This is a genomic window from Vibrio sp. nBUS_14 (genome assembly GCF_051201655.1).
Taxonomy (GTDB): domain Bacteria; phylum Pseudomonadota; class Gammaproteobacteria; order Enterobacterales; family Vibrionaceae; genus Vibrio.
In genome coordinates, this window is record NZ_CP179206.1 from 2,124,312 (window position 1) to 2,142,164 (window position 17,853).

15 protein-coding genes and 6 pseudogenes are annotated in these 17,853 nt (G+C 41.4%); 5 read left to right on the forward strand and 16 right to left on the reverse strand.

The features are described 5' to 3' along the window. Positions 1-4 precede the first annotated feature (4 nt). On the forward strand, positions 5-838 hold the full coding sequence (locus ACMAZD_RS09990) for a universal stress protein (protein WP_435247122.1): 834 nt from the start codon (positions 5-7) through the stop codon (positions 836-838). Positions 839-1,045: 207 nt separating this feature from the next. Here ACMAZD_RS09990 and ACMAZD_RS09995 read toward each other — a convergent pair whose 3' ends face one another. The 12 genes and pseudogenes from ACMAZD_RS09995 to ACMAZD_RS10050 form a co-directional block, all read right to left on the reverse strand. Beyond that, a complete protein-coding gene (locus tag ACMAZD_RS09995; RefSeq protein WP_435247123.1) occupies positions 1,046-1,396 on the reverse strand; it encodes a hypothetical protein in 351 nt (116 codons plus the stop codon). Positions 1,397-1,535: 139 nt separating this feature from the next. Beyond that, positions 1,536-1,778, reverse strand: a pseudogene (locus tag ACMAZD_RS10000) (hypothetical protein). A 240-nt stretch (positions 1,779-2,018) separates the two neighbouring features. Then, positions 2,019-2,522 carry a GNAT family N-acetyltransferase gene (locus ACMAZD_RS10005; protein ID WP_435249360.1) on the reverse strand — a complete coding sequence of 168 codons (504 nt, stop codon included), beginning with the start codon at positions 2,520-2,522 and terminating at the stop codon, positions 2,019-2,021. A gap of 49 nt (positions 2,523-2,571) precedes the next feature. Then, positions 2,572-2,904: a YnfA family protein gene (locus tag ACMAZD_RS10010; RefSeq protein ID WP_435247124.1), complete on the reverse strand. Its 333-nt coding sequence runs from the start codon at positions 2,902-2,904 to the stop codon at positions 2,572-2,574. Between the two features lie 230 nt (positions 2,905-3,134). Next, a pseudogene (locus ACMAZD_RS10015) lies at positions 3,135-3,416 on the reverse strand (tetratricopeptide repeat protein); the annotation flags it as partial. Positions 3,417-3,419: 3 nt separating this feature from the next. Continuing rightward, positions 3,420-3,940 (reverse strand): annotated as a pseudogene (locus ACMAZD_RS10020) (GNAT family N-acetyltransferase). A 19-nt stretch (positions 3,941-3,959) separates the two neighbouring features. Further along, positions 3,960-5,063 (reverse strand): ISAs1 family transposase, encoded by a 1,104-nt coding sequence (locus ACMAZD_RS10025; RefSeq protein WP_435247125.1) that lies wholly within the window; start codon positions 5,061-5,063, stop codon positions 3,960-3,962. Between the two features lie 316 nt (positions 5,064-5,379). Next, complete coding sequence (locus ACMAZD_RS10030; protein ID WP_435247126.1) at positions 5,380-6,381, reverse strand: metal-dependent hydrolase; 1,002 nt, start codon at positions 6,379-6,381, stop codon at positions 5,380-5,382. A gap of 106 nt (positions 6,382-6,487) precedes the next feature. Then, positions 6,488-6,844, reverse strand: coding sequence for a hypothetical protein (locus ACMAZD_RS10035; protein ID WP_435247127.1), 357 nt, complete (start codon positions 6,842-6,844; stop codon positions 6,488-6,490). Positions 6,845-7,090: 246 nt separating this feature from the next. Then, a complete protein-coding gene (locus tag ACMAZD_RS10040) occupies positions 7,091-8,737 on the reverse strand; it encodes an ATP-binding cassette domain-containing protein (protein ID WP_435247128.1) in 1,647 nt (548 codons plus the stop codon). Next, positions 8,734-10,344 carry an ATP-binding cassette domain-containing protein gene (locus tag ACMAZD_RS10045; protein WP_435247129.1) on the reverse strand — a complete coding sequence of 537 codons (1,611 nt, stop codon included), beginning with the start codon at positions 10,342-10,344 and terminating at the stop codon, positions 8,734-8,736. Before ACMAZD_RS10045 ends, ACMAZD_RS10040 begins: the two co-directional genes overlap by 4 nt. A gap of 80 nt (positions 10,345-10,424) precedes the next feature. After that, positions 10,425-10,881, reverse strand: a pseudogene (locus ACMAZD_RS10050) (IS5 family transposase); the annotation flags it as partial. 899 nt (positions 10,882-11,780) lie between these two features. Between ACMAZD_RS10050 and ACMAZD_RS10055 the strand changes: the two are divergent. Continuing rightward, a complete protein-coding gene (locus ACMAZD_RS10055) occupies positions 11,781-12,401 on the forward strand; it encodes a DJ-1/PfpI family protein (protein ID WP_435247130.1) in 621 nt (206 codons plus the stop codon). Beyond that, the gene (locus ACMAZD_RS10060; RefSeq protein ID WP_435247131.1) at positions 12,398-12,832 is read left to right on the forward strand and encodes a MarR family winged helix-turn-helix transcriptional regulator; all 435 of its coding nucleotides are present in this window, start codon (positions 12,398-12,400) and stop codon (positions 12,830-12,832) included. Before ACMAZD_RS10055 ends, ACMAZD_RS10060 begins: the two co-directional genes overlap by 4 nt. A gap of 157 nt (positions 12,833-12,989) precedes the next feature. On the opposite strand, the gene ACMAZD_RS10065 is transcribed toward ACMAZD_RS10060, so the two are convergent. The 4 genes and pseudogenes from ACMAZD_RS10065 to ACMAZD_RS10080 all read right to left on the reverse strand — a co-directional run. After that, a complete protein-coding gene (locus tag ACMAZD_RS10065) occupies positions 12,990-14,045 on the reverse strand; it encodes an ADP-ribosyltransferase (protein WP_435247132.1) in 1,056 nt (351 codons plus the stop codon). A gap of 24 nt (positions 14,046-14,069) precedes the next feature. After that, positions 14,070-14,513, reverse strand: a complete 444-nt coding sequence (locus ACMAZD_RS10070) for a CesT family type III secretion system chaperone (RefSeq protein WP_435247133.1) — start codon at positions 14,511-14,513, stop codon at positions 14,070-14,072. Between the two features lie 97 nt (positions 14,514-14,610). Next, positions 14,611-15,372, reverse strand: a complete 762-nt coding sequence (locus tag ACMAZD_RS10075; protein WP_435247134.1) for an IS5 family transposase — start codon at positions 15,370-15,372, stop codon at positions 14,611-14,613. Between the two features lie 212 nt (positions 15,373-15,584). Continuing rightward, positions 15,585-16,504, reverse strand: a pseudogene (locus ACMAZD_RS10080) (IS5 family transposase); the annotation flags it as partial. 187 nt (positions 16,505-16,691) lie between these two features. On the opposite strand from ACMAZD_RS10080, the gene ACMAZD_RS10085 reads away from it, so the two are divergent. Both ACMAZD_RS10085 and ACMAZD_RS10090 read left to right on the forward strand, forming a co-directional pair. Next, complete coding sequence (locus tag ACMAZD_RS10085) at positions 16,692-17,393, forward strand: hydrophilic protein virA protein (protein ID WP_435247135.1); 702 nt, start codon at positions 16,692-16,694, stop codon at positions 17,391-17,393. Between the two features lie 189 nt (positions 17,394-17,582). Then, a pseudogene (locus tag ACMAZD_RS10090) lies at positions 17,583-17,759 on the forward strand (ISL3 family transposase); the annotation flags it as partial. Between the last annotated feature and the right edge of the window lie 94 nt (positions 17,760-17,853).

The window sequence follows — 17,853 nt, forward strand, 5'->3', positions numbered from 1 at the left end:
ACACATGAAAAATATAATCGCTTGTATTGATGGCGCTAACTCAACAACGTCAACCTGCGAAGCCAGTGCTTGGGTTGCGAACAAAGTGGATGCTCCGTTGGTTCTATTCCACGCTTTGGATCATTCAACTCAGCCCGTAGTGAGTGAGTTCTCTGGCCAAATAGGCTTGGGAAGCCAAGAAGAGTTACTTGAAGAGCTAGCTGAACTGGATGAAGCACGCAGTAAAATCATGCTAAAACACGGTAATACGTTACTGGAAGGGGCTCAAAAATGGGCATTAAATCAAGGCGTGAAAGACGTGAGTAAATTGCAGCGTCACGGCAGTTTATTAGAAGGACTCTTGGATCTTGAAGAAGAGTTACGTGTGTTGGTTATCGGCAGATCAGGAGATTCTCACTCGGTCGGATCGCAACTTGAAACCGTCATTCGCTCGATTAAAGCTCATATACTCGTTGTGTGTGAAGGCTTTAAGCTTCCAGACTCTTACCTGATTGCATTTGATGGCAGCGGCATTAGCGAGAAGCTGATCGACAAGGCAATTCAAACCCCTTTGCTTAAAGGGTTAGATTGCCACTTAGTGATGATTAATGATGGTGGAAGTAAAGACGCCGCGTTCGAGAAGGCAAGAGCCCAACTCGAAGAATCAGGGATCAAAGTAACAGCAGCATCACTAACAGGTGCTGTCGATAAAGCACTTATCAATTACCAACAACAGCATGAGATTGGCATGATGGTGATGGGTGCTTTCGGGCATTCTCAACTGAGACAGTTTTTTGTCGGAAGTAATACCACCAAAGTTCTGTCGAACAGTTCCGTTCCTCTATTGTTAATTCGATAGGTTTTCGTCGGGCCCCTATTCATTGATAAAATCCCGATAGATACTTATCTAATGCAATAAAAAATGGCTAAATATCGTGATTTACTCACGCATGCTTAGCCATTTTAACAGTCATTCGTATTCCACTAGCCATTTTTCCGACTTAGTTAGCGACCCATTCTATAAGTCATCGACCCTATAAATTACCTAACCTAAAAACTATCCAGCCTATAAATCACCCAACTTATAAGTCACCAAACCATCATTGTTAACAGTGAAAGTCCAAACATTATCACCTTCAACGAAACGATACTGATTGTCTGAGTCTGTCGGCTTCACTTGCTGTAAGAAAGCCTGAAGGCCTGACTCCTCAATCAAAAAACCACCATGCGAGGTGTTATTGTCGAGGTTATTAACCACCTCAATATCAATAGTCGATTCAGGTAAAATATCAGGCAACCACCCTCTTTCAAACAAGTTATCCTGTTGCGCTTCTGCGTATGTCGCGTATTGATTTGTAACAGCATCAGAACAGCCAGCTAATAAAACCAAGGCTGATAGTAGAGATATAACTTTCATTTTATGACCATATACTTATAAATTTCAGACTGGAGCACAATACAAATTGGCGACTCCAGTACCACTTCAAACACATCATGTTATAACAGCCGATCACCGTCTTACTTCCTAGACACCAATATAAACTCTTCAGTAAGCATCAATGCCACGATCTAGTACCACACTTTTCACACTTAAATTCTTCTTCGTGATCAAGGTGGAATGATCCGGTATGAGAATCACCTTTAAATAACAAAGTCGTTAAATACTCGAATAAGGTATGAAAGCTAGATTACTTAACCTCTAATGCAGAATCTTCAGATCTTTGAATAGGAACATGCGGAGTCAAACATTGACACTTTTCACAATTGTGCGGGTGTTTAATGTACTTATTATCAAGCATTTATATAAACCAAGCGAAGATATAAAACGATCTGCACAATATCAGTTTATTAATCAAATCTCTAACATCATATTCAAGTCGCCATTTGGTTAAATGGCATCAACAATTCGATAATTTAGACCTTCAAGGTAGCCATAAATGCTAAGAAGCTCTTGGTTTCTCGTCAGCAGCAATCCTGTCGATTCGAAAGAAATGTCAAAATAGAACACATTAGAGTTCTACGTGACACATGTTGATTCGTTAAGTTGATGGCTGGAAAATCATCACCAACTCATTTCCATCGGTAGTCTTAGTTTCAAAGCCAAAGTCTTGATAGACCTTAATAGCTGCAATATTACTGGCAAACACAGTCAGTCTCAACTCTTTTTCAGAGCGTGGCTCTAAAATTGTATTAGCTTTAGCAAGCATTTTAGACCCAATGGCTTGCCCTCTAAATCTTGCAGAAACATACATCTGAATAATTTCTAAAGCGCTCCCTTCAACTGGCGTTAAACCGCATAAACCAACTAAATCCTCACCGGCATAAGCGCCAATCATCACACTTTCTTGAGTATCACTTTCAATAAGCCCCTCAAAATACAGAGTCGGTAATTGAGATTGAGCTTCGTGACCTGAACCAAAGCATTCAGGGTGTAACTTCAAGCTTTCAAGCCTTACTGCACGGTACTTTAGGCTGTCTTTACTTGTTACGACTTTACAATCAACGTCCATATTCGCTCCAAGAGAGTGATGAATTTTGCGCATTTCAAGCAACGCAATACCTGAAATACTTAAGAGTGGTTTAACGTACTTTTTAGCTATGCTTGGGTGCAAACATGATGATCGCCATGCCAAATAGTGCGACAGATCCGCCAACCAGGTCCCACATTGTCGGCTTTTCGCCATCAATAAGCCAAAGCCATACCAGTGCAACTGAAATGTACACCCCGCCATACGCGGCATAAACACGGCCTGTTGCTGTCGGGTGAAGCGTTAACAACCAAGCAAACGCAGCCAGACTTATCGCAGCAGGGATTAGAAGTAATATGCTCTTATCTTGCCTAAGCCAAAGATAAGGTAAATAACAACCCACGATCTCTGCTACGGCGGTTAATACGAAAAGACCCACGGTTTTAAATTCAAGCATAAAAGCCCCAAACTGATGAAAGACGATACCTCACTTAAATGCGACTAACGAAGCATTCAACCAAAGTCGTTATTCCTTATATGTTACAAGCAATCGACATCACTTGTTAGAGGTAAACTCAAAGATAAATACCGAGCATAATGAATCAACTTAGATGCGCTATATTGTGTTTGACACCTGATGCAATATTCATAACCTGTATCTAAGCTATTGTTATGTCTTTATTTCGCTTACCACTTTCTATCTAAGTCTTTGCTATAAAGTAAAATAGTTCGCTGATACTCTTTAATTACACCGCTATTTGTTGTCGACACCAAAAGGTCGAGCAATATAGACATCGCTTCCTTATGACGCTCTACATTGTACAAACACATAGCATAAAAAGGCTGAACTTCTATTGAATCCGGATACTCACTCAGAGTTTGCTCGAAATAACTCAAAGCCTCTAGATATTGACCCAAGCTTCGATAAGTAGAAGCTAAACCAAATAAAGCATCAAAGCGTTCTGTCGCTTACTAGTACATATAACCTAACCAATCGACATCTCCTTCCGCCCATCGCTTGCCACTAATTGGCTTTACATAGAACTCATCGATATGCTCGACTGCAACACCGTAGTTTGTGTGCTCATGAAGCCTCAACCAAGAATGAGCCCCATTGATGTTGATATACCCTCGAGAAGAATAAAACTCCTTTAAGTCGGAGATAAGCATAATGAAATCCACATCACGATTTTCAGCAAATGATGAGACTTCAGATAACATCGATGATCCAATGTTTTGTCGTCGATGTTGTTCGGCCACGCAAAAATCAATGACACCCAAAACTTTATAAGCCATGTCGCCTATTTTATCATGCGATAATCCAACCCAAGATAACCAATAAGTTGATTTTCTTCGTACTGTAAAGCTCGCATATGAGGGAGTTGTTTGAAATACGAACGTTCCACTTGCTGATCTGGAAAGGACTGATTTCTCAAGGTTTCAATGGCTTTTTGCTGCGCTTTTGTTAAATCAATTTCATTTACTATGTTCAAAGGGCACGAATGTACTTTGTTAATTTGATGTAAACAAAACCGAAGCTCTGTAATCTTTGTCCCATACCGCTTTATTCATCTTCCTGGGTACTGACAAGTTCCCTTCGGATTTTCTAAACAAGTTCTGAACAAAACGTCTGCAACAAGCCATATTTAGTGCTGAATCTCCAGCATAAATACATTGTTCATCTTCTTTGAAAATAACGTCCAACGCCCAGTGCTGCTGGTTCTCGATGTGCCAGTGTTTTCTGGTCGCTTGTAAGGCTAACTCTAACGACAAGTGATCTGTGCAAATATAATACGATGTTTCATAACTTCCTTTCCCTTTGACACTTCTATCTCTCACCACTGCAACAACACTTTTAACGACAGACCACTTTTCTCTGAGTGCTTCACTGAAGGCTGCTGGGAGAACGTAAACCTCACGAACCTCTTTTCTGCCATGCCCTTTATCTTCGGTGATGTATGACTCTTGTTTATCTTCAGGCAAAGACCAATAGTCTTGGAATTGTGCATCCACTTCTGCAAGCAAACTGGGCTGATTCAGTTTGACTTGCACTAAGAAATCGCCACCTTTATCAACCACTTTATTCAGAGTTTCAACCTGACAATGCAGGGCATCAGCCGTTAATAGACATCCTTTTATATCTAAAGTATCTAACAGGTTTCTTATCGCTGTTAGCTCCGTCCCTTTGCCTTTACAGGGTTGATGTGTGAGGGTCAAACCTTCATCAACATCGAATGCCGAGACCATATAAAGGGGGTTATCTTGTTTGTTTGCTTTAGCACCTTTTAGTACCTTCCCGTCAACACTGATGATAGGTTGAGCATGCCTCTCTCTATGCAAATTAACCCAGCCCACCATAGCTTCTAAGAGTGTTTCAGGAACAATAGTCCTCATAATTGCTGCAATATTATGACGAGTAGGAAGGCCATTTTCGTAGGGGAAATACTCACGTAACCAGTCGATATTTCCTTCACCAAAATCCTTGATATCCGTCCACTTGTTTTGACCACAAAGCATGGCTGTTATGACAACAAAAGCGACTTCTATAACAGGGTAGACTTGGTTGATGTGCGAACGGGTATCTTTCACTTTTTTTAGCTGTTCAATGATAATCATGCGAGTTTCTCATATTTTTTATTTCATGATCTGATCGTGACTATCAGGAAAAGTTCCAATTGAAAATAAAGTTATTTATTTTCAATAACTAAAGTTCGATCCCGCCCTTACTATGTTCATACTTTCCTTGTAATCGGCTAATACCACGTTTGACCTTCTAATCACGAATAGACAAGTGCTCAGCTCGACTGAAATAAAATGGCTGTTAACTAAGATAAAGTTTATGAAGAGAACGTCATTAGGTGATAACTGTCTAGCCCATCATAAGTTGAAGCAATCATAAAGCCAGTTTTAGCGCAACCAAAACCCAAAGGTATCAATCACCCTTCAACATGTCTAAGAAAATCTGTCTGGATTCTGGGGCATTGTCTCTGTGTGTTTCATAACGTACGTGCATTTCTGAATCTACCGATGGCTCTAATTTAATGCTCCAAAGCGTACTCAATTGGTTCGGTACCATTGAATACCGGATATCGATAATTCGCATTTCATCCGCTGGATCTTGTGCCACATAGCCATTTGAGAACCAGCGGAAACGTTCAATGTCTTTGGCTTGCTGTGAATTAAGATCAAGCCACGGGAAATCCTGACTAACATTCAGTTTTGCGATTGATTCACCAGGGTATGTCTTAACAGAGGTACCGACTCGCACAGCATCAACATAGTATCGATGCTCTGTTTCGTAGACCACTTTCCAAACTAGGATATTCGCAAAGCTCGGCTTAGCCTCTAATCGGATAGGGGTATGTTGTCGCTCTTGCGCTAGTTGCCATCCTACTGCCTCTGCCCTATCCCTTTGTATCATTCCGAGCGTTGGATAAATCAAAGCCCAAAGAAACGCGACACGAGCCAACCAAGGGTCTCGTTTCCATATCGCAAACACAAGCAAGATTAAAATAGGAAGAGTATAGACAGGGTCGATGATCGAAATGGTGTTCCAAGCGTAGCGTTCGTTGGTGAGAGGCCAAAACAACTGAGTGCCGTAAGTAGTGCATGAATCCAACAAAGCATGAGTGCCATAACCCAACGCACAATACAGCCAACTTTGTTTAAAAGAGAGGCCACGCGTTTTGGCGATCAATGGATGTAAAACCAACGCGCAAATCAAGCTGCCAATGGGGATAAACAAAAGTGAATGAGTAAATTGTCGATGGAACTCCAAAGCCAACAAAGGATCACTCTGCGATCGAATAAACGCATCTAAATCTGGCGCTAATCCAGAGAGTAAACCCAAAACTCCAGCAACCATCAAGTGCTGCTTTTTGCTCACCGATTGTGACAACGAAGCACCTAGCACGCCCTGCGTTAACGGATCCATATGTCACTCATTTTTAGCATTCCATTGAATCGAATAAGTACATTTAGCTATAGCAGTGAATCAAGTCAAACAACAAGATTTTATCAACTTAAATTATCTATTTGAGCTAAAACTCATCGCTCGTATCTCGCTCATCATAGTTAGGGAAGTCGATTTTCAGAAAACCATTTTCATCAAGAGTAAATGAGACTCTCCCACGCTCTATTCCTGATTCATTCATGTCAGAGCAGCCACGAAAGACTTCCCAATCAAACGAATAATTGAGCTGATACTGAATACCTTCTAAATAACGCACATTTTCGATCTGAATACCGTTCGCGTTGTGAGCCATATGATCTATGTGAGAAAGGTCAGGGATTAACTTGCCTTCAAAACCACTCTTCTTTTCAGTGAGGAAAACGGCCAATTCAGAGCATAACTCCGAGCCACGAACTAAAGGTATAGACGAACTAGAAAAGATCACGTTCAATTACTCCCGAGACCAATGTTGAGTTGAGTATTCACGCCTCATTAAAGCGAGAAACAATTAACATAGAGCCTTTATTTTAATAAGTTAAATATGAAAACCTTAAACCTAGGCTTCGTGAAGCAAACATGTAGCTTGATAATTCTACATGTTTGAAGCCAACAACAGGCAAGTATTAACTCATGCCTGGAAACATTTTGTTAGCGGCTTTAGTAAATTAGTAATAACTAACTGTATGGAAAGCTAGTTAGCTTCGTGAACAATCTTTTGTATACTGTTGGTCCTAAGACGAAGAACATTGACTCTTTGTTTATCAATCGTAAGTTCTAGCGTTGGATGCCAAACTTTCTTGTCTCTGTGTGTTACCACAATAACAGTTGAACCTAATGCTTGAGTTTGTTGTGCTATTTTCTGTTCGGTTACTTCATCAAGTGCAGAGGTGGCTTCATCTAAAATTAGAATAGGTGCTTTTTTTATAAGAGCGCGAGCAATTGCGACTCTTTGTCTTTCCCCTCCAGAAAGCCTTGATCCTTTCTGGCCTACACTTTGGTTTATTCCATCGCCTGATAAGTCAATAAGTTCACTCAGTTGAGCTTGCCTAGCAAAGAGTTCTACTTCAGCATTACTTGCCTCTGGATTACCCAAACGAATATTTTCGGCCAATGTTCCAGTAAATATTATTGGATCCTGAGCGACATAGGCAATGTGCTGGATTAATATGTCATATGGAATATTCTGGAGGTTTATACCACCTAGCGAAATATGACCTTGGTTAGGGTCATCAAACCTTAAGAATAATCCTAATAACGTGCTCTTTCCGCTACCACTTACGCCATTGATTACAACTTTTTCACCTTGTTCTATCTCTACATTGGCGTCCTTGAAAAGGTCCAAATAGCCAACATGATTGAGTTCGAAATTGTAGCTATTAGGGCTAATAGCATTTTCCGGTTTGGGTTCAGGTAGAGTTGGTACATTGGTTAGCTGGTTGTAATCTCTTATTGAGGACTTTACGTCGTTGATGGCGAAACCGGCTAAGGCTAATTCTCCTAGTGGTGCAGCCGCTCTGGTAATTAATATCAGCAGCCCCAAAATCAATAGTGGTTGGGTAATCCCTTCTGTAACTAGGTAGATAGTGACGCAGGCCAAAGGTAAGACCGTTGCAAGTGCTGAGGTTAAAGTGGCCATGGATGCTGTTAGGTTGATTCTCGAATGTACTTTTTCTTGTGTACACCAACTTTGCTCAATCCTTTCTATCGCTCGTTCAGGTCCTGCCGATGAACGAAGCAAATCAAGGTGATCTATGAGTTCGAGCGTTGATTTTGTGGCTTGAACATCAGCGTTGTGTCTTTCGCTGTCAGAGTTATTGAGGTGATTCTGTGCTTTGTATTGCAGCAGCAATGCGCCTATCAATGAGACTGCACTGATTAGTGCAACATCTGCTCCCCCAACGATTCCGATGCCAGCGATCAAGAATAAGGGTACTAATGGCGTGTGCAAAAATGTTTGTAATTGGTGAGCTGGGATTGACATAAAGCCAGGTATGCCTCGTTCGGCAAGTTGAGTCAGTTGCGTTCGATGCTGATCGCTAAACCAAGAAAGTTTTGCTTTACTAAGAGATTGACCGACTGCTGAGTACAAATCGCCGGCTAGTTGCGCACCAGATAGAAAACCCGATCGGGTTACTAGAACCGTCACCAAAATAGCGACAATTGCTGCTGATATGACACCTAGTGGCGGGGCTTGTTTTACTAATGATAGTGCAAGAACTGTGTAGGTTAAGGCTTCGAGTGCTGCAACCAACACCCATCCAGATCCCACTCGGTATAAACGATATTTTGCGCTCGCGGGAATGTTTGATTTGGAAGATGGGGTATTTTGATATGTCATACTTCTTCATCCTGTAATTGAGCATTTTTTGGTAGTGTCAATATAAAGTCGGCTCGTTGGGCTAGCTCTGCATCATGGGTTACCATGACTATGGTTTTATTTTTTTTCTGCGCGAATTCCGTTAGGTTTTGCATGATGGATAAGGCTGTTTTTTTATCAAGTGCACTCGTTGGTTCATCTAACAAGAAAATGCTGGCTTGATTGAGAAATATACTAGCTAGAGCGACGCGTTGTTGCTGGCCACCAGAAAGAAGGCTGGCATCATGATCGAGGTTGATATCCAGTTCGGCTAGAGTTAGTGCCTCAAAAAATTCGTTATCGCAGGTATTTGGTGCCGTTAGTTGTAAGTTCTGTCTCACTGTCGTTTTAAGTACCCCGATATCTTGAGGAGCATAACGTATCGCCATGTGACGTGACATTTCGGTAAGTGTGGACAGTTCATAACTGCCAAGCATGATGTTTCCTGAATGAGGTACTTCTTGACCCGCTAAAATACGCAGCAACGTACTTTTTCCAATGCCGCTTGGCCCCATAATGGCAGTGCATGAACCTGTTGGAAAGCAATGGGTGAAGCTATCGATAATGGTTGTGGTGTCATTAATTACCGAGATTTTTAAAGCCTGTAAAGGAAGTGTTTTTGAACCTACATTGACGTTTCCACAACCTATAGGTGTTTGTTTCAAAAGCTTACCAATGTTCTTAGCTGCATTCTTACCTGCAGTGACATAGTCTAACCCGTGACCAAGCTTTAATACTGGTGATACGACAGCCAGGCCGAAAAAAAACACAGAAGCCATTGCTGATGGACTTAGTCGGTAAGAAATGGAATAGGCTATAGCAAAAGTAGAAACTGCTTGAAGTAAAGCTATAGCGATGGAAGCTGGAAGTGCCACATTCCCTACCCATTTTATAATGCCACTAGTGAAACGCTGAGTTGCCCCGTGATAACTCGCGAGCGCACCTGATTGAGTTCCATAAATCCGGTTAACTCTAATACCTCTGGTATAGTCATTTACTGCGGTGACGATTTCTCCCATGATGCTCATACGTTCTGCACCATATTTAGCTGCGAATCTAGGCAGAAAGACAAGGTAGTATAATGATGCAATAAGGCCAGGGAGTAAGGTGAAGAGCGCTATAGGACCAGCCATTTTTAGCATAATGGTAATGGACATTACCGGAACAATGGCGAAAGTTACAAACTCTGAAGGCAGGTGAGCAACCATATGATGTAGAGTATTGATGTCTTCTGAAACCAAGCGGCGAAGCTGATTATCACCATACCGAGAGAGAGTTTTGCTTGGAAGGCGCGTTAAGTGTCGCGCCACCTGACGACGTAATCTTGCTGAAAATAGAGATTCAGCATTGTGCACTAACCAAGAGGACAAAGATGATAGCAATGCGCTAAAAATCCAAAGTCCGATGGCTCCGTAAACCCATTGGTTAGATAGATCATCGATTAATTGTATTAAACATAGCAATGCACCAATTTTTGCCACTGCAGCAAAAATTTCGCTTAAAGTCCCTAAAGTAAGTTTTGCTAATGAAGGCCTTAAGGCTGGCATTAAGGCTGGTGTAACGTAATGTTGGCTGATCTTATTTATCATTTTTTCACCCTAGTTAACCCACAAAGGGCTTTGTTGCGTAATTCGGACAGAAAATCAAATAGCCCGAAATTGAGCAATGATTAAACAACACACTGAGTTTCAGGCATACCAAGCCCTGTAAGCTTGTTCTGCGCTTTAATCATGGCGTAGGTTTCGACAAATGAGCATTGTAGTTTCTCAGGCTTAACCTCCCACCTAGCAACTGCTTCACGCGATACATGGCTGTTTCAGAGAGCGAACGCTTGTGATAACCATAACGCTTTTTCCATTTCTTGTTGGAGCCGTAGAGCTTCTGACAACCTACTGGTGCCCTTGCTCCCATTCTCGTGACGGGATAAGCGGAACCGCTCGCTTTATCCGTATGGCATCATGGCAATTTCTTGTGTCATAAGCACCATCACCTGATATCTCAATGATTTTGCGACGTGTCTGTTTGAGTAAGTTGGGGAGCACTTCGGCATCAGTTAGGTTAGCTCTGCTCTGCTCTGCTGCGACTATTTCGTGGGTGCTTGTATCTACTGCGATATGCAGCTTACGCAAGAATCATACGAGAAGTCATTTAGAATGCTCTCCAAAATAGTAGGAATATTGAGACGCATCTAAATTCAGGGAAAAAGCAAATAGAATTATCATAAAGAAAATGTCGAATTCTAAAAAATGGTAACTAGGTTTATTTTTAATGAAAAATAAGATCACAACTAAGCTCTCAAAATTTTTAGAGCGACTACAGATGTAAAGTAATTTGGGTCACAGCAGAGACTCACGACTTTGAGCACGGTTAAACTCGCCTTAATAATAATGAGAACCATTGCCAATCCGAAGCAATACTATACTTGACGCATATTTAAATCAATGAATGCTTGTGAATTTACTGCAAAAACATGTAATTACTAAACTATGACTAGGGACTAACATGCTTAACTTCAAGACAAAACATAAAATTAATCTGTCAAATTAGTAAATGATATATTCAAGTAGCTGCCTAAGAACCTATTGGCGGTTCTACAAATACTGAAAGCGACCAGTCGAAATAACCGATTTCCACGTAATTTTTATAACAAATGAGATCATCTCGAAAATATGATCTTAGTCTTAGGAGACGGTTTAGATGAGTCAATAAAAAATGGGGGAATGATTAAGAAAAAGGCCATGCATAAGTTTGTGTTTTAAACTAGTTGCAGCAACCTACTAACTTAGTCTAAATAATAAGTCGACTGTTTTGAGAAGCATCTTTCCTAAGGGAGTTGTACTGAGATAATTAATGTAGGTGTAAAGTTTTTGGACAGAAACTTGATAGGCTGAACTCTGAAATATCAACTTAATTAATGCAAGGTTTGTGAGATTGTATGCTGATCCCATTGAGTTTCTTCCCTTGCAATTATGACAGCGCACTGACACAATGTAAGCCTGTTGTCATTTTTTTTCAGGTGTAATTTATGAAGGAATCTATTTATCTAGCTGTATATGACGGTATATCTGATTGGGAGTATGGGTATGTCTTAGCTCATATCAACTCTCAAGATTTTCAAGCTTTCCCTGACAGGTTTGAAATAAAGACGGTTGGGCTAAATAAAGAATCGATTAGAACTAAAGGTGGATTAACTGTAGTGCCAGATTTATCTCTCGATAAACTAAATCCCTCTGATGGTAAAATGCTTATTCTTTGTGGTTCAGATAATGCTGCTACAGGCGGTATCGATGATTTTGTAGATGCAGCCAAGCGTTTTATCGACAATGGTATTTGTGTAGCAGCTATCTGTGGTGCAACCGCTGCTTTAGCGAGAAAAGGTATATTAGATAATGTTCCGCATACTAGTAATGCAAAAGAATTTCTGGAAATGACAGGATATGCAGGTAGCCAGAACTATATCCAAGAACCCGTTGTATCGACAGACTATTTGATCACCGCAGGGGGTATTGAACCTATTGCTTTTGCGGCAGAGATATTCAGGAAGTTGGAGATCTATTCTGAAACTACACTAAATTCTTGGTTGAAATTATTCGAACAGCGGGACATAACTGGTTTTTACGAGTTAATGGAGAGTCCCCTTCAATGAGTGACCCAAGACATGACCTCAGTACTTTAGCCCTAACTGTTTTTTCTTTAAATGGTCAGTTTTTATCAATAGCTGAGAATATTGCTTCTCGGGCAGATCTCACCGCAACTCGCTGGCAAGTCTTGGGGGCTCTTGTTAATGACCCTCTTACACAAGCTGAAGTCGGACGTCAAATGGGGATCACACGTCAAAGTGTTCAGAGAACCAGCAAACAGCTTATCGATGAAGGTATGTTAGAAACATTAACAAATCCATCTCATCAAAAGGCTATGCTACTTCAGCTAACACCAAAAGGTCATAATGCTCTGTCAAAAATAAGACCATTTCATAAAGCATATGCTGAGCAACTAATTGATACGGTTGGGGAAGAAAAAGTAGCTGAAATGGTCAAAGCCATAACTGAGCTATCAACCGCAATGAAAAGCCTTTAATCTGTATGAGTGATACAGATGGTTCACTCTTATCGCGGTGAACAGCGCTTCATACGACTTCAGGTCGCACGGACAAAAGTCAGTTAGGGTCGAACTCTACTGACTAGTCTTATTTCCTCAAGGTTTTAGTTACCTTATTTCTTCTCTGGCAAGCACATTACGCCAGATCGAGACCGCGCATCTTCAGACGTATATCTTGCTCAGCCGGTTTACCGGTGCTCTCTGTCTCCCTGGCCAGATCCAGCGCATTAAGCAGCCCTTTGTGATGGCAACTCTGCGCTCCCAATGTAGCCTCTTCTAGCACTCGCCGGGTGACTCCCTTCTCATCTTTGGCACTGAACAAGACCCGCATATCGGTTTCTTTGTTATAGAGGATCTCCTGCTCGTCCCCTTCGATAGAGATGTCGCTAACATCGATACCCGAGCGACCGAATACCGTCGAAATGGCACCCGCCCCCCCAAAGTTTTTGGCTACCTGAGGATCCCGAGAAGTCGAAAGATAGGCGGCATCATGACCGACTTCCCCCTCGGTCACACCGTTAAAGGCATCTCCACCACGCGTACCGCGGAATGACTTTACCACCTGCTCGCTATGAGCACTCTTCTCAAATGCGGCAGACATGCCTTGAGCGATCATTGTGTTGTCTGTATTTAGCGGTTTTCCCTGACGCAGCGCACGATTAAGGTCCTGATACTCACCGTTGGTATAGAGCCCAAGGGCCATCACCTCAGCATCGCTGTAAGTAGCGTGAGGTTGTTCACCCAGATATTGCTCGGCTTCCAACCCGAAGTGATTCTGCAAGCTCTCGGCCAGCGCCTTATCGACCGATTCCCTTTTAACCTTACTCTCGGCGGCTGATGGCATGACGGTCAGCTTGGTTTCTCGAGGAGTCGCTTCTGAGTGGCAGTCCAGCACCTTGTTTTGAGCAGCAGCTGCTTTGTTGCTTTTCTTGCTAAAAAGATTGCCTAACGCGTCTGAAATCTGGCTGAAGAAATTTCGGATAGAGCTAAACAGAGACTTTTTCCCTTTACCTGTTGCTTCAGCCTGAGGTGATGTTTCAGTCAGCTTCACTGATTGCATTTTTCCACCTAACTCAAGATGGGTTTCTTGCCCCACTTTATTATTCGGTGTTTGTTCAAGGTTTGTCTTAAATTCTGCGTGTACCTGGGGTGATACTATTGATGTACTCCCAGCCATACTTGGTACAGTCATATACTTATCCTTTACTTTTGCTTACTAACAGCGAATGCCTTGAAATGCTTTTGGAGATACTAACAGTTGATTTTCGGTTTCATCTTTATTAAGCACGGTTTGAATCGTCTCATTGGAAGAAATAACTGCTTCCAGTTGCTCCAGAATACTTTCTTTTGTTGACCCTTGCATTGACTGCCTGTTCCAGAGTAGGAACTGTTGATTCTGTTGATCATATGAAAATACTGGTGGCATAAGTTGCTCAGAGAAGTGGTTTTCATTAAGAATACTTAAAAGTTCTTCCATACTAATTTCTGGCATTTTGTCTAACAAGGAGTAAATAACTAGGTTGTCTGTCGGGAATTCTTTAAAGTGGTATGTAAAATTACCTACTTCTAGAGAAATTATTTCTTTGTTTAAATCTTGTACAGTGGCATCAAGGCCAATTTTCTTCAAAAGTAACTTAAAGCAATTGTGTAAGTTAGACACGTCTTCGAACCTGACATAGCTTGTTGGAATTAAAATAGTGGTTGAATTATAGATGTGATTAACTAGGGCGTGTTGATCTTTGCTGTACATTCCGTGTTCAACAATACATCGGTAGCCACATTAACATGAATGCCAGTGATAACATGCTGGCATAATTCCTTTCTAGCTTGTCATATCTACTTGAAATAGCTCGATAATGCTTAATTCTCCCAAAGGCATTTTCGACCAAGTGACGATACTTGTATAGACACCAATCCATACTGTCTTTGTCTATATCTTGTCCGTAATTGCGTTTAGCAATTACTGTTTCTCCGCCACGTTCCTTAACAAAAGTACGGAAAGGTTCGCTGTCATATCCTTTATCACAAACGATGGTATTAACTTCATCGAGTTGCTCAACTAAGCTTTCGGCATGCACTATATCGTGGCGTTGTCCCTCTGATAAATCAAAGTAAATCGGCAGGCCACCACTATCTACAGCTAAGTGAATTTTGGTTGAGTTGCCCCCGCGACTTTTTCCTATTTGCTCTGAACTTTCAGTAGCTGCACCTGTACTATGCTGATGCGCTCTAACTATAGAGCCATCAAGAAATACCCATTCAAAGTCAGCCATGCTAGATAAGCTTTTGAAAAGATTATCTAAAATCCCTTTCTTTGACCAAAGATTAAATCGTCTGTAAACGGTACTCCACTCTCCGAACTCAGAGGGTAGATCTCGCCAAGGAATACCTGTTCTCATTCGATAAAGTATTCCTTCAAATGTCATTCGATGTTCAGTTTTATCGTAAATACGACCTGTACTTTTCATAACTTGGAGTAGCAGTTCCCAGCGAATATCAGTTAGCATTGTTCTTGGCATGGTATTGGTTATGGTTTTACTTTTGGCGAAGCAAATTATAACTCTTTACCATGCTGTTCAAAAAACACTCACGAAAGATCAACACGCCCTAGTCAGGTTAACAAAAATAAGTTTTATTTTTTATATAAAAGACGAATTGTAGGACTATCAGGGCGCTGGCGGATCAGTCGAGATTGATGGCGCCACGAGGCTTTGTTGCTTAATTCACAATCAATATACTGTGTTTCAGGTATACCCAGTCCTGTAAGCTTATTCAGGGCTTTGATCATAGCGTAAGTATCGCTAACTTGAGCGTTGTAGTTCCTCAGGCTTAATTTCCCACATAGTAGCTGTTTTACTCGGTACATTGCGGTCTCTAATAGAGAGCGCTTATGATAGCCATACCGCCTTTTCCACTTCTTGTTAGAGCCGTAGAGCTTCTTACAACCTACTGCTAAATTGCGAGGATGCCCTTGTTCCCAGAAGGCTGCCCCTTCTCTTGGTGGGATGAGCGGAACAGCTCGCTTGAAGCGTATGGCATCATGGCAATTCCTTGTGTCATAAGCACCATCACCTGATATCTCAATGATTTTCCGGCGTGTCTGCTTGAGCAAGTTGGGGAGTACTTCGGCATCGGTTACGTTAGATAAGCTCAGCTCTGCTGCGACTATTCCGTGGGTGCTTGTATCTACTGCGATATGCAGCTTACGCCAGACTCTGCGCTTCCCGTCAGCTCCATGCTTCTTGACCTTCCACTCACCATCGCCATAAATCTTGAGGCTAGTGGCATCAATGGCTAGATGTTGTATCGCACCTCTGGTTTTAGTTTTAAATGAAACCTCAACATCCTTAGAACGGTGGCTTATACAGGTCAGGTGTAGTGTGGACAAACCAGCGTGATGTTAGCCAGCATAAATACTGAGTCTAGAAAACCTTACAGCGCTCTCAATGGCATAGAGAAAACGCGTTTCACCATCATAGCAGTACTAATGGCTAAGTCGCTGAATCGACGAGGTCTACCACGCTTGCCTTGTTTGTTTTGCTTCCACTCGGCTATCGCTTCCTCTTCAATCCAAAAGGTCAGAGAGCCACGGTTAATTAAGGCTTTATGATACTGCTTCCAGTTAGTTGTTTTGTAACGAGGTTTAGGCATGAGACTACGACGATTGATGGGTGTAGCCGATCAGATCGTAGCTTCCTGATTTAGTTCCATCGATTTAAGCAACAAGGCCTTAAATAATTTTAAAATATAAATTAACATATTTACGACGTAATCTGATATAGATAATTGCTTCCGGTGAATATATTTAGTTTTTATCTTTACAAAAGATGTTTACGTTATGCCCAGATTAAAGCCAAATTTACCACCTCTTATTGTTTCACAGAATACTCCATCACCTGCGCCTAAAGTTTCTCACGAGCTCAAAAAGGAAGATGTGGGAAAATTAATAAAAGATATAGAGGCTCAGCCTAAATCAAGTTTTAGAAATGCAGACTTTCATGGTAGCTATCACGAGTTATCTCAAGGAGGCTACAAGAATGAGTTTTCTGGTTATAAGCTGTCTAATGTGCCATTTGGCGATGTATTTATACATGCGAATAAAGATAATGAATCCCGAGAGTATTTAGGAGATAAAATCCATATCAGCATAGATAAGGCTCAGCTTATCTCCGGGTTTGATGACATTTTACCTATCCTGCTGTCTGAAGACAGTCCGATAGATAAATGGAAAGTAACCGACCTGAATCGTTGCCCACCAGATTCTCGTGTTGCGGAAGGAGCACAGATAACTCTTTATGTTAAAGCTGATAAAGAGTCCGGATATGTCCCCGCTGAATTAAAAAAAGTGAAAGATTTTCTGGAGCAGATTGAGCTCACTTTAGGTCAGAGCAATGTGACACCTGGTGAGAAGCCTCAATCTGACGTATCAGCTGCGAACTGGAATTTTATCTCTTACCGGAATGAGTATAGAAGTGATCGTGAAGGAGGCGCTTCACATCAACTGTTTGAAGAACCATTTTTCCAGGTTATATCAAGCTAGTCGTTTTAAAAGCACATTACCATACTGTCAAAGTCCGAGTGTATTCGGTTGCCTATTGACGGGAGTGAATAGTGTTCAACTTAATCGAATCATTTTTGGTAGGGAGAAACGCACGCACTCTAAATTGGTTTTGGACAAAACCTTGATAGCGACTTTCCTAATTTAGCAAATCATTAATAACTACAGAGGATCTGTAATTATGCAAAATATCAGTTGACGAATGTCCGAGTGGAACCTAGGAATGTATCGATAGGCCTTCTTAGACGGAGAGCCCTAGGAGTCGGGGATACTGATTACTTTAAACTGAAGATTAGACAAACCTCAATCCTAGAAACTCACTCTACCATTTACCCAGAAATCAAGCTCACCTTAGCGGTAAAGGGCCTCACAGGTATGGCTAACTACTTAATACTTTCTCTTAGTCCAATATGGAACTGTATCAGCCCTAAGGTCACAACCT